Origin of the sequence: Ereboglobus luteus, from assembly GCF_003096195.1 — a bacterium.
Taxonomy (GTDB): Bacteria; Verrucomicrobiota; Verrucomicrobiia; order Opitutales; family Opitutaceae; genus Ereboglobus; species Ereboglobus luteus.
Window position 1 is genome coordinate 2,848,576 of sequence record NZ_CP023004.1, and the last position, 12,849, is coordinate 2,861,424.

Sequence of the window (12,849 nt, forward strand, 5' to 3'; positions counted from 1 at the left end):
CAGGATTTCAAACCCGGATTTTTAAGGACGGGATTTGTGGGATTAACAGGATAAAGACTGCCGCATTTTATTATCATCAGACTGCCGGACAATTTGCGTCGATTTATTTGCGGCGAAGGTTATAGGAACATCCTTTTTCTTATGAAACCAACACGCCCCTCGCTTGCCTCCAAAACTAAAAACGCAGCGCAAGCCGCCTTCACCATCGGCATCGATTACGGCACCAACTCCGTGCGCGCGATCATCGCGCGCTGCTCCGACGGCGCCGAGTTCGGCTCCGCCGTCTTCAACTACCCGAGCGGCGCGCAGGGCATCCTTCTCGACAAACGCGACCACAACCTCGCCCGCCAAAACCCAGCCGATCATCTTCTCGGCCTTGAAAAAAGTGTGCGCGGCGCGCTCGCCATCGCGAAAAAGCAACCCGGCTTCAATGTGTCGCGCATCGTCGGCATCGGCGTTGACACAACCGGTTCGAGCCCGATCCCCGTTGACAAAAACAACGTCCCGCTCGCGCTCCACAAACGTTACGCAAAAAACCTCGCCGCGCATTGCTGGCTATGGAAGGACCACACCGCATGGCGCGAGGCCGCGCGTATCACCGGGCTCGCCGCGAAGCACCGACCGCAATACATCGCCAAATGCGGCAACACCTATTCGTCGGAGTGGTTCTGGTCGAAAATTTGGCACTGCCTCAACACCTCTCCGAAAATCTTCGCCGCCGCTCACTCGTGGGTCGAGCTCGCCGACTGGATTCCGTCCGTGCTCGCGGGCGTGAAAGATTCTTCCGCCGTCGTGCGCGGCGTCTGTTGCGCGGGACACAAGGCGCTTTACGCCGACGACTGGGGCGGCCTGCCCGACAAGGAATTCCTAAAACTCCTCGACCCGAAACTCGCCGCGTTGCGCGACCGCCTTTACGAAAAGGCGCACGACGCCACTACGCCCGCCGGCGCGCTCTGCCCCGAATGGGCCAAGCGCCTCGGCGGACTCACCGCCGGCATCCCCATCGCGATCGGTGAAATGGACGTGCACTACGGCGCGATCGGCTCCGGCGTGCGCGAGGGCACGCTCGTCAAGGTCATCGGCACCTCGGCCTGCGATTGCGGTGTCGTTTCCGCCTCGAAAAACGTGCCCGACATTCCCGGCATTTGCGGCATCGTGCGCGGCGCGATTTTGCCCGGCTACTATGGCATCGAGGCCGGCCAGTCCGCCGTCGGTGACATTTTCAAATGGTGGGTTGAGGTTGTTTGCCAGGGCGAAGGCAAAACGCACCGCGAACTCGCCGCCGAGGTCGTGAAACAAAAACCCGGCCAGTCCGGCCTGCTCGCGCTCGACTGGAACAATGGCAATCGCAACATCCTCGTCGATCAGCGCCTCACCGGCCTGCTCCTCGGCCAGACGCTTCACACCACGCGCGCCGAAATCTACCGCGCGCTCATCGAGGCCACCGCCTTTGGCGCGCGCGCCATCATCGAGCGCTTTCGTGAATACGGCGTGCCGATCAAGCGCGTCGTGTGCGCCGGCGGCATCGCGGAAAAAGACCCGATGCTCATGCAAATCTTCGCCGACGTGACTGGCTGCACCATGCACGTCACCGCGTCGAGCCAGGCCTGCGCGCTCGGCGCCGCGGTGGGCGCGGCCGTGCTCGCCGGCGCGCATCGCGATTTCCCCGCCGCGCAACGCGCGATGACTGCCGTGAAGCCGCGCCACTACAAACCCATCGCGGCCAACCGCAAAACCTACGACAAACTCTACGCGCTCTACCGCCAGCTCCACGACGCCTTCGGCGGCATAAACAAATCCGCCGACCTGACAAACGTCATGAAGGACCTGCTGACCATCAAGGAATCTCAAAACTAAAATTAACCACGGAGGACACGGAGAGAAGACCAGAAAGCCAGAGAGCCAGAAATCCAGATTAAGCCCAGGATGTTCAGCGCCTCTTACTCCGTGTCTCTCCGTGTCCTCCGTGGTTAAAAAAAGGGCGTCGCAAGCGACGCCCTGAGTAAATCATAAAAGGGTGGGGCGCTGGTCTTACTCCTCCACCGGCATCACGGTTTGGATGTGCAAATCCTTGAGCTGCTTCGCCGTGACGGGTGACGGGCTTTGCGTCATGAGGCACTGGCCTTTTTGCGTTTTCGGGAAGGCGATCACGTCGCGAATGCTCGTCGTTCCGCAGAGCAGCGCGCAGAGGCGGTCGAGGCCGAAGGCGATGCCGCCGTGCGGGGGCGCGCCGTAGGTGAACGCCTTGAGCATGTAGCCGAAACGGCTTTCGACCACGTCCCGCGGGATTTGAAGAACCTCCTCGAAAACTTTTTTCTGCAACGCGGGCTGGTGTATGCGGATCGAGCCGCCGCCGAGTTCCATGCCGTTCAACACGAGGTCGTAGTGCTGGCCGCGCACGCGTTTCGGGTCTGTATCCAAATATTGGATATCCTCCGGCACGGGCGCGGTGAAGGGATGGTGCGTGGCGACGTAGCGCTTTTGCTCCTCGTCGTAGGTCATCAGCGGGAAATCGACGACCCAGAGGAATTTCCAGTCGTCGTGGCGGATGGTGAGCTTGCCGCGTTTTACGAGCAGTTGCGCGGCGTCGAGGCGGATGCGTCCGAGGATCGCGCAGGCGCGCTCCCATTCGGCGGCGGCGAAGAAAACAATGTCGCCGTCCTCGATGGCGAGGCGCTTGGTGAGCTCGGCCTTTTCGTCGTTGGTGAAGAATTTGACGATGGGCGATTTCCATTCGCCGCCCTCGACCTTGATGAAGGCGAGGCCCTTTGCGCCGAGCAATTTGGCGGTGTCCTCGAGCGACTTGAGCTCGCCTTGCGTGATGTCCGCGAGACCCTTGGCGTTGATCGCCTTCACGCTGCCGCCGTTGGCGACGGTGGCTTGGAAAACCTTGAAGGAGGAGTTTTTGAATGTGTCCGAAAAATCGACGAGCTCGAGCGCGAAGCGCATGTCGGGCTTGTCCACGCCGAAGCGGTTCATGGCGTCGACAAACGGCATGCGCAGGAAGGGCGTCTGCACGTCGTAGTCGAGCACGTCCTTCCAGACTTTTTTCAACATGCCCTCGAAGAGGCGATACACGTCCTCGCGGTCGATGAACGACGCCTCGACGTCCACTTGCGTGAACTCCATCTGGCGGTCGGCGCGCAGGTCCTCGTCGCGGAAGCAACGGGCGATTTGGAAATAACGCTCAACGCCGGCGACCATGAGGATTTGTTTGAATTGCTGCGGCGATTGAGAGAGCGCGTAGAACTGGCCCGGCCAGATGCGCGAGGGCACTAGGTATTCGCGCGCGCCCTCGGGCGTGGATTTGAAGAGCGCGGGCGTCTCGACCTCGATGAATTCCTCCGCGTCAAAATAATCGCGGATCGCCTTTGCCGTCTTGTGGCGGACGCGGAGGTTGTTGCGCATTTTCGGGCGTCGCAGGTCGAGGTAGCGGTAGGTGAGGCGCATGTCCTCGTTGACCTTGTCGCCGCCGGCGTCGTCGAGGGGGAAGGGCGGTGTTTCGGAGATGTTGAAGATGCTGAGCGCGGCGGCCTCGACCTCGACCTCGCCGGTGGGAAGCGCGGCGTTGACGGTGCCCTCGGGGCGTTGCGCGACCTGGCCGCTGATGGCGATGACGGACTCGGGCTTGAGGTGCGCGATGTCCTTGGCGAGCGCGGGATTCGAACTGGCTTCGAGCTTGATTTGCGTGACGCCCTTGCGGTCGCGCAAGTCGACAAAAACGATGCCGCCCTGGTCGCGGATGGTGTCAACCCAGCCGGCGAGTGTGACGGTCTGGCCGATGTCGGCCTTGGTGAGCTGTGCGCAGTGATGTGTGCTCTTCATGGGAAAAATGGAAACCGCACAGCAAATTGGACGCCCTCGCGACGTGCAAACAGAAATTGCAGGCGGGGGATGCGTTTTGCGTATCTCAAAATTTTAACGAACTACGCTTGCGCCCGGGAGCGCGGGCATCCTGCCCGCAAGATGGCGCGACGCGCCACACAAACTTCCAAACCTGCGGGCAAGATGCCCGCGTTCCCGGGTTCAAACCGCCGCGGCGGCTTGCGCGAGCAGCGCTTTGCGGCGGGCGGTGTCGCGTTTGCGATCGGTGGGGATTTCGAGCACGCGCACGCCGCGCTCGGGGAGCGTCGAGATGAGTTTTGTGAACTGCGTCCAACTTTCGATGCGTGTGTGCTCGACGCCGTAGGTGGCGCAGAGTTTGGCGAAGTCGATGTTTTGCGGCGTGGCGAAATATTCCTCGAACGGCGGGTCGAATTGCGCGACGGGCAGGTGCTCAAAAATTCCGCCGCCGTTGTTGTTGACGAGCACGATGGTGAGGCTGCCGCGTGTGCGCGATGCGTTTGCGAGCAGAAAGCCGTTGGTGTCGTGCAGGAGCGAGAGGTCGCCGGTGAGCAGCACCGCCGGGTTGCCTGTGCCGTGCGCGACGCCGAGCGCGGTCGAGAGCGTGCCGTCGATGCCGTTTGCGCCGCGGTTGTGGTGGATGAAATGGCAGCGGTCGTTTGCGGGCCAGAAGTATTCGGCGTCGCGCACGGGCATGGAGTTGGCTATGAAGATGTTTGTTTGCTTCGGGAGATGTTTCGCGAGCAGCGACGTGGCGCGCGGCTCGAACAGGTCGGTGTCGGCGACGGTGTCGAGCGCGGTGTCGAGCGTTGCGCGTGCGGATTTTTCGGCGCGCGCCCAAGCGTCGCGATAATCGTCGGACGCGCTTTTTGGCGGATCCCTGAAGGGGGCGATGTGGTTGCCGCGCACCCAGGTGGTCCGGCAGTGCAGCGCGTCGCGGTTGTGAAAGGTCGGCGCGACCATCAGCACGGCGGGCTGTGTATTTTCGATCCAGGCGCGCAGGATTTTGCTCGTCGGCCAGCCGCCCGCGCACAGGACGAACGAGGGCGCGAGCGACGCGGCGGCGGCCTCGTTGCGCAATATCGCGTCGTAGGCCGAAACGCGGATGACGCTTGGGCTCGTCTCGAGATGCCGCTCGTGCGAAAGGGCGTCCGCCAGCACGGGCCAGCCCGTCGAGGCCGCGATCTCGGATGCGTTTTGCACGCCGCCGGGGCCGGCGATGATGAGGCCGCGTTTTTCGCGGCTCAAATCGCGAATGGGCGCGAAGACGGTATTGTCCGAGCATTGCGCGCCGGCGTCGAAATGCCGCCAGTTGTCGTGGAAAAATTCGGCCTCGATGCGCTCGCGGTCCACGATGCCGTTTTTGTCCTCGACCGGCGGCAGCGGATCGCGGAAGGGCGCGTTGAGATGCACGGGGCCGCGCTCGGGCTGCGTCGATCGTGCCACCGCGAAGGCGATGGTCTGGCGCAGGTAGCGCAGGCGCTCGATCGCGGGCTCGGGCACGGCGAGCTCGTGATACCAGTTCACATGCGAGCCGTAGAGTTTTTGCTGGTCGATTGTCTGGCCGGACGAGCACTCTCGCATCTCCGGCGGACGGTCAGCGGTGATGACAACGAGCGGCGCGCCGCTTTCTTGCGCCTCGATGATTGCGGGGAAAAAGTTGGCCGCCGCCGTGCCGGAGGTGCAGACGAGCGCGACGGGACGCATGGAGGATTTTGCGATGCCGAGCGCGAAAAACGCGGCGGAGCGTTCGTCGAGGACGGGATGGGTTTCGATCCGCGAGTGCCTGGCGAGGGCGAAGACGAGCGGCGTGGAGCGCGAACCGGGCGAGACGACGGCTTGTTGCACGCCGCAGCGGTGCAGGGTTTCGGCAAGCACGCCGCACCAAAGCGAGTTGGTGTTTCGAAAATCGAGTTCGTTGAAGCCGGGCATGGTCGCTATTTGGAAACCGCAAAGCCGCGCGAATCAATGCGAATAACAAGCGGTGTTTTTATTCACCACTGAGACACGGAGGGCGCGGAGAAAACCCGGAAGGGAAGTTATTCCAATTTTGAAACTCCGGGTCTCCGGTGTTCTTGGCGGCAAATCAACTCATCCCAGCAATGCGTCGCGGATGGCGCGGAATTTGATTTCCGTTTCCTCGAATTCCTTTTCCGGCGAGGAGCCGGCGACTATGCCGGCGCCGGCGTAGAGGCGCGCGTTCGGGCCGTCGATGAGGGCGGAGCGCAGTCCGACAAAGAACTCGCCATTGCCGTGCGCGTCGATCCAGCCAATGGCGCCGGCGTAAAGGCCGCGAGGGAAACCTTCGAGTTCGCGGATGCGCGCGACGGCCGCCTCGCGCGGCGTGCCTCCGACGGCGGGCGTGGGATGCAGGCGGGCGAGCGCATCGAGCAGGCGCACGCCGTCGGGCAGTGGCGCCTCGACGGGCGTGTGCAGATGCTGGACGTTGGCGAGTTTGCGCAGACCGGGTTGCGCGGGGTGGGTGAGTTTCAGGCCGAGCGGCTCGAGGCGTCGGCGGATCGAGTCGAGCACATGGCGTTGCTCACGGACGTCCTTTTCGTTGTGAAGCAGGGTGGCGCCGAGCGCGGCGTCCTCGCTTGCCGACGCGCCGCGCGGCGCGGAACCGGCGAGCGCCTCGGTGAGGAGCCGGCGGTCGCGCACGCGCAGGAGCCGCTCGGGGCTCGCGCCGATGAAGCTCTGGCCGCGTCCGTTTGCGAGCGAGAAGCTGTAACAGTCGGCGAAGCGCTGTCGCAGGCCGTTGAGGATGCGCAGCGGGTGGAGCGGCACGGCGTCGGGCGCGGCGAAGTCGATTGCGCGCGCGAGGACGATTTTGTGAAACTCGCCCGCCGCGATGAGCTCGAGCGCGCGTGAAACAGCGGCGCGGTAGCCGGCGGTTGCGGTGGCGCGGGTTGCCAGCCCGCGGGGCAGGGTGCTTTTTCCCATGCCCGGGCTGGCGGCCTCCGCCACTTTCTGGTGCGCGTGCCAGACTTTTTTGGTGAGGGCGGTAATGTCGGAGTCGGGTGTGACGATAAAATTCGCCACGGCGGTCGTGCGTCCGTTTGCCAGGGCGACTTGCCAGCGGGGGACAAATATGCCGGCGGATTCAAAGGGTTCGCCGGGTTCGGTGTCGTTGAAAAATGAATACGCCGTGAAAAAATGCGGACCGGCAAAAGGCGCCGTCTGGTCGCCGACGGCGATGGCGTCGGCGAGCGTGGAGTCGATGAATCGCTGGCAGTCGGCGAAGCGTTGCCCGCCGCGGGCGCTGAATTCGAGAACGGCCTCGGCCCCGGCGAGCGCGCAATTTTCCGCGGGGCGTTCGACGTAGAAATGACGCTCGTTCGGCTCGAAGATCAATTCGAGCACGGCGAGCGGATCGAGCGCGGGGACTTCGAGCGTGATGCTGACCAGGCGCGGGCGGTTGATCGCGACGGCCATTGCGCGGCATTGTTCGAGAAAGTCGAGCAGTGCGACGGGATTGGCGTTGGCGGTCGGGTCGATGGGCAGAATCGTCATGAGGTGGCGCGGTGGTTCGTTTTTTAGCGGGATTTTTTCAATATATTTTGGACGTTATTCTCAAGACGCTCCGTTGGCGCGCCTTTTGGGGAGGGCGGTTCTATTCATCATCTTTCCAACGCCAGTTTTTCAACGGCTCAAGCGCCCCACCACATCGGTCGCATCTTTCTTTTCCGGGATGCTGCGCGTGTTTGCAGTCTGGGCAAATCATCGCGCTATCATTTTCCGATGCACCCTTTCTTGTTATGAACGCAAAAAGGGGAAAGAATATTAAAAAATTAATAATAAATTGCAGGGGAATCTGTGTCTTGGCCTCCTCAAGCGACATCGGTCCCACGGGGGGATGCAATGCGCCCCTAAGCCCGCCAAACACATAAAGCGTCGCAAACAATATCGCTACGATGAAAGCCCACAGAACAGGCTGCTCAATCACCTTTTTTCGGCGGGCTGCAGCTTTCTGCTCATCACATTTTTTATCTTCTTCTGTTTTTCGAACCCACATTATTGTTTAGTTTTGATTCTCAAACGCGAGTGTTCAAATCGTCACGCGAACACTATTTTCACGCCGTGGTTTTTTATTGTCTCGAACCAGGGGCGGTTTTCGGGGTGGTCGCTGGTCACGAGCACGTCCACGTTTTCCCAGGGCGCCATTTGCGTGAGGCCGAATTTGCGGAACTTGCTGTGGTCGGCGAGCATGACGCGCAGGGAGGCGTTGCGCATCATCAGGCGGACCGTGGCGACGAGCGTGTCGGAGGTGTCGAGCAGGCCTTCCTCGTCCATGCCGCGCGCGGAGAAGAACACCACGTCGGCGCGGTATTCGCGCAGCGCCGCCTCGGTGCGCGGGCCGTAGAGCGCGTCGCCGCGTAGGTCGAGCGTTCCGCCGGGCAGGAGGATCTCGGGGCCGCCGCCGGACGAAAATCGTTGCATGAACGAACCGCAGACGTTGATCGAGTCGGTGATGATGGTTCCGCTGCGAATGTGCTGCGTGAGCTTGAGCGTGGTCGAGCCGCCGTGGATGAACGCGACGCCGCCCTTTGGAAAAAACTCGATCGCGCGCGCGGCCAGGCGCGCCTTTTCGTCCTCGAACCAGCGCTCGCGCATGACGAAGGGCAGCGAGCCGTCGCCGCCCACCGGCAGGCGCCGGAGTCCGCCGTGCACACGCCGAGCGAGGTTGGTTTCGGCGAGCCTGATGAACGCGCGACGGATGGTGGCCGCGCTTCCGCCGACCAGTTTCATCGCCTGTTCGGTCGTCAGGAAATCGCAGGCTTCGAGTTGTTTCAAAATGGCTTCTTCGCGGCGTTTGTTCATGGCTCGGGATTGATAAAAATGTTTTGTTTTGATACTTGAAAAAACGATCAAAAAACAAACGAAAATGCGCGCAAACGCTCATATTGTTTGAAAATAAAGTTTTTTACGGGGCAAATCGGGCTGAAATTGCTTGAGCGCTCACTTTGGGAACAGAAAAATAAAGCACACTTTGCAACGACCCCGGTGGCTGCCTCATTTCCGCGGTTATTGGTCATGGTCGGAGCCTCATTGTCCCAAAAATCCAACACTCAATTCGCCCAAAGGAAACACACCGCATGAAATCCACGCGAATTCTTCTCCCCATCCTCTCCCTCGCGCTTGCCGCGAATCTCGTTTGCGCCGCAAACCCCGCCTCCGATATCCCGCAACGCAAACGCCAGTCTCCCGACGCCGTCCGTGTCGTTTCCGCAAACGTGCGCCATCCCGTCAAGGCCGACATCCCCGGCGGCAACGGTTGGGATGCGCGCAAGGAACTCGCCCGCGACGTGCTCCTCGCCCAGGACGCCGACATCATCTGCTTCCAGGAATTCAACAATCCGCAATACGATTATCTCAAGGAGCGGCTTCCCGGTTACGAGGCGTTTGGTTTTGTTGAAAGAAACACCGACGGGCGAAAGGCCAACATGGTTTTCTATTCGAAAAAACGCTTTGAGAAAATCGCGGGCGACGGCGCGTTCCTGTCGCCGACGCCGGATGTTTACCGCTCCAAGTTCGAGGAATCCGCCACCGCGAGCAGCTTCACCTGCGTGCGCCTCAAGGATCGCCTGACCGGGCGCGAACTGATTGTCTGGAACACACACTTCGATTACAAATATCCCGCCGGACGTGAAAAGCAGGCCGGCGCGCTCGTCGAGCAGATGAAAAAACATCCTCCCGGCATCCCGCAAATCATCACCGGCGACTTGAATTGCGACGCCGGGACCCGGCCCGTCAAAATCCTCAAGGCCGCGGGCTTCATCGAAACCTATGCGACGATTCACGGCCCCTCGGACCCCGGCTACACCTTCCACGCGTTCGAAGGCCACAGCCGCGGCAAACCCGGCGGCAAAGTTGACTTTGTGTTTTGCAACGACCGCCTTCGCCCGACCGCCGCCGAAATCATCAAGGACAATCGCAACATCGACGGTGTCCGCCGCTATCCCAGCGACCACTATTTCGTCTCCGCCGAACTCGTTTACGAAAAAGACAAAAAATGAAATTCACCAAAGCGACCAATTTCAGTGCCGTAGGGGCGCACCTAGCGTGCGCCCTCGCGTCCGCCCGTGTTTTGGATGCGCACGCAACAGTCTTTCGTGAACCAGGGCGCACGCAAGGTGCGCCCCTACGATGAAAGCCAAACCCATTTCTCCCAACCAACATTCACCACACCACACACAATAATATGAGCACTAGCGAAACTCCCGCAAAACAAACCATAATCACCATCGTTGGCTCCGGCATGATGGGTTCCGCGCTTGTCTTCCCCGCGAGGGAAAACGGCCACACCGTCCGCCTCGTCGGTTCGCCGCTTGATGGCGAAATCATCGACGCCTGCCGCAAGACCGGACGCCATCCGAAGTTCGTGAAGGATTTCCCGGCGGGCGTGGAATATTACAAGATCGAGGAACTCGACAAGGCGATGGACGGCGCGGACCTGCTCATCTGCGGCATCAGCAGCTTCGGCGTCGAGTGGTTTGCCGAATACATGCTCCCGCGCATTCCCGAAACGCTGCCCGTCGTCTCGGTCACGAAGGGGCTCATCGACGACGGCACCGGCCAGCTCATTTCGTATCCCGAGTATTGGGCGCGCCGCGCCGCGCCGCGCAAACTGCGCCTCAACGCCATCGGCGGCCCCTGCACCAGCTACGAACTCGTGGCGCAGGACCAGACCGTGGTGACGTTCTGCGGCGAGGATCTCGAGACGCTTCGCTGGATGAAGGGCCTGATGCAGCGCCCGTATTATCACATCGCCGTTTCGACCGACGTCATGGGCGTCGAGACCGCCGTCGCCCTCAAGAACGCCTACGCCTACGGCGTGTGCATCACGGTCGGCGCCTGCGAGCGCGTTTACGGCATCGACAGCATCCCGCACTACAATTCGCAAGCCGGCGCGTTCGGGCAGTCCATGCTCGAAATGCAAAAACTCATGCGTCTCCTCGGCTCCAGCAACGACGAGGCGCTCGCCGTCGGCATCGGCGATTTGTATGTCACCGTCTTCGGCGGACGCAATCGCCTGCTCGGCAAGCTGCTCGGCCGCGGCCTGCCGCTCGACGCCGCGTTGAAGGAGCTCGAAGGCATCACGCTTGAGGGCAACGTCATCGTCGTGCGCATCGTGAAGGCGCTCCGCGCCTGGGCCGCGCAAGGCAAGGTTGACCTCGCCGAATACCCGCTCATCGCCCACCTCGGCGAGGTGCTCATTGATAACAAACCCGCGAATATTCCGTGGGAGGCGTTTGTCGCCGAGAAGCGCTGAGGCATGTGAGGGCGCACCTTGCGTGCGCCCTCGCGCCCGCACGCTTTGCGGATGCGCGCGCCGAACACGCGCGCAAACAGTCATTCACACACGAGGGCGCGCGCAAGGCGCGCCCCTGCAAGAAACGAAAATCTTACCAAACCCAAAAACCGACATGCACACACATCACCCGAAACTTTCACACGCGCGCTTCCTCGCGCGCATCGCCGCCGCATTTCTCGTTCTGGCCGTTGGCACGGCCTTCGCTAAAGTCACGCATCCCGACATCACGCCCGCCGCGGGCATCGACCTTTACGGCACGATTCTTGACGACGTCGGCGCGCCCGTTGCCGGTGTTGTTGTGAGCGACGGCTTCCAGTGTGTCGCCACCGACGCGAAGGGCGTTTACCAGATGAAGCGCAACCCGAGGGCGCGCGTGGTGTATTACTCCACGCCGGCGGAATACGTCATCAACACCACCGGCAAACCCGGCAAGGGTGGTCTGGGACAGTTATACGCAAAACTCGGCGCCGAAAAACGCTACAACTTCGACCTCACGCGGCTGCCCGCGCCCGAGACGGAGTTCACGCTCATCGGCGTCGGCGATCCTCAGGTGCGCTACTTTTCCGACCTCGGCCGTTTCAAAAATGAGACCGTTGCCGACATCCGCGAATTCGCCAGGGCCTCGCGCCTGCCCTGCTACGCGATTCTTCTCGGCGACATCGGCTTCGACACCATGCACTATCACCAGCCCATGCGCGAAATCGCCGACCTCGCGGAAATCCCCTACTTCGCCGTCATCGGAAACCACGACCACGACGAGTCCGTCAAGGGCGACGACCACAAGGCCAGCGCGGGGTTCGAGGCGATTTTTGGCCCGGTCAATTTTTCCTTCAATCGCGGCGGTGTGCACATCATCGGCATGGACGACATCATTTACAACGGGAGGCTCAGCTACAAAACCGGCATCACCGACGAGCAGATCGAGTGGTTGCGCCAGAGCCTGAGCTTTGTGCCGAAGGACAAAATCATCGTCCTCGCCTACCACGCCCCGCTGCGCGAAAGCGGCGCGCAAAACCGCGAGAAATTGATGAAACTCTTCGAGGGTTACGCGGAGGTTCACATCCTGGCCGGCCACACGCACTATCACGAGAACTACATCATCAAGAAACCGATCGCGGCCTACGAGCACATCCTCGCCACCGCATGCGGCGCGTGGTGGCGCTCCACGCTCAATGTTGACGGCGCCCCGAACGGCTTCGGCGTCTTCACCTTTAACGGAAACAAAGTCGCCGACTGGTATTTCAAGGCCGTCGGCCACCCGGTCGGCTTCCAGATGCGGCTCTATCCCGGCGACATGAAATACGGCGGCCCCGGCGGCAAATTCTCCTACGGCAAAACCGCGAACGACATCGTCGTCGATGTCTGGAACGCCGATCCCGAATGGAAAATCGTCGCCTATGAAAACGGCGTCGAGGTCGGTCCGTTGAAAAAACTCCCGCGCGTGATCGACGCCTACTCGGCCGGTTACCATGTGGGCGTGGTCCAGCGCTCGCTCAAAAGCTATGGCGCCGGCGGCGACGGCAAGGGCACAAACCGGCACCTCTACATCCACACCAAGAAGGATCCAAACGCCCGCGTCGAAATCCACGCCACGGATCGCTTCGGGAAAACCTACGTCGAGAGCGAGCTCACCACCGACGTTTCCGAAGCCGCGCCCCCGTTGCACTGAGACGCGCCCTCCCGATGAATAT

9 protein-coding genes are annotated in these 12,849 nt (G+C 61.6%); 4 read left to right on the forward strand and 5 right to left on the reverse strand.

Annotation, left to right across the window (positions count from 1 at the left end; all coding sequences use genetic code 11):
• Positions 1-141: 141 nt before the first annotated feature.
• A complete protein-coding gene (locus CKA38_RS10390; RefSeq protein ID WP_108825410.1) occupies positions 142-1,857 on the forward strand; it encodes a ribulokinase in 1,716 nt (571 codons plus the stop codon).
• A 174-nt stretch (positions 1,858-2,031) separates the two neighbouring features.
• On the opposite strand, the gene aspS is transcribed toward CKA38_RS10390, so the two are convergent.
• From aspS to CKA38_RS10415, 5 genes are all read right to left on the reverse strand, one after another.
• Positions 2,032-3,825 carry an aspartate--tRNA ligase gene (gene aspS, locus CKA38_RS10395; RefSeq protein WP_108825411.1) on the reverse strand — a complete coding sequence of 598 codons (1,794 nt, stop codon included), beginning with the start codon at positions 3,823-3,825 and terminating at the stop codon, positions 2,032-2,034.
• 201 nt (positions 3,826-4,026) lie between these two features.
• The gene (menD, locus tag CKA38_RS10400) at positions 4,027-5,775 is read right to left on the reverse strand and encodes a 2-succinyl-5-enolpyruvyl-6-hydroxy-3-cyclohexene-1-carboxylic-acid synthase (RefSeq protein ID WP_108825412.1); all 1,749 of its coding nucleotides are present in this window, start codon (positions 5,773-5,775) and stop codon (positions 4,027-4,029) included.
• A gap of 159 nt (positions 5,776-5,934) precedes the next feature.
• Positions 5,935-7,356, reverse strand: a complete 1,422-nt coding sequence (locus CKA38_RS10405) for an isochorismate synthase (RefSeq protein ID WP_108825413.1) — start codon at positions 7,354-7,356, stop codon at positions 5,935-5,937.
• Between the two features lie 100 nt (positions 7,357-7,456).
• Complete coding sequence (locus CKA38_RS10410; protein WP_108825414.1) at positions 7,457-7,858, reverse strand: hypothetical protein; 402 nt, start codon at positions 7,856-7,858, stop codon at positions 7,457-7,459.
• A 41-nt stretch (positions 7,859-7,899) separates the two neighbouring features.
• Entirely contained in the window at positions 7,900-8,664 is a 765-nt protein-coding gene (locus CKA38_RS10415) for a DeoR/GlpR family DNA-binding transcription regulator (protein ID WP_152032798.1), read from the reverse strand.
• A gap of 275 nt (positions 8,665-8,939) precedes the next feature.
• On the opposite strand from CKA38_RS10415, the gene CKA38_RS10420 reads away from it, so the two are divergent.
• The 3 genes from CKA38_RS10420 (at position 8,940) to CKA38_RS10430 (ending at position 12,827) form a co-directional block, all read left to right on the forward strand.
• Positions 8,940-9,860, forward strand: coding sequence for an endonuclease/exonuclease/phosphatase family protein (locus CKA38_RS10420; protein ID WP_108825416.1), 921 nt, complete (start codon positions 8,940-8,942; stop codon positions 9,858-9,860).
• Between the two features lie 185 nt (positions 9,861-10,045).
• Positions 10,046-11,116: a glycerol-3-phosphate dehydrogenase gene (locus CKA38_RS10425; RefSeq protein ID WP_108825417.1), complete on the forward strand. Its 1,071-nt coding sequence runs from the start codon at positions 10,046-10,048 to the stop codon at positions 11,114-11,116.
• A gap of 154 nt (positions 11,117-11,270) precedes the next feature.
• Complete coding sequence (locus tag CKA38_RS10430) at positions 11,271-12,827, forward strand: calcineurin-like phosphoesterase C-terminal domain-containing protein (RefSeq protein ID WP_108825418.1); 1,557 nt, start codon at positions 11,271-11,273, stop codon at positions 12,825-12,827.
• Positions 12,828-12,849 lie beyond the last annotated feature (22 nt).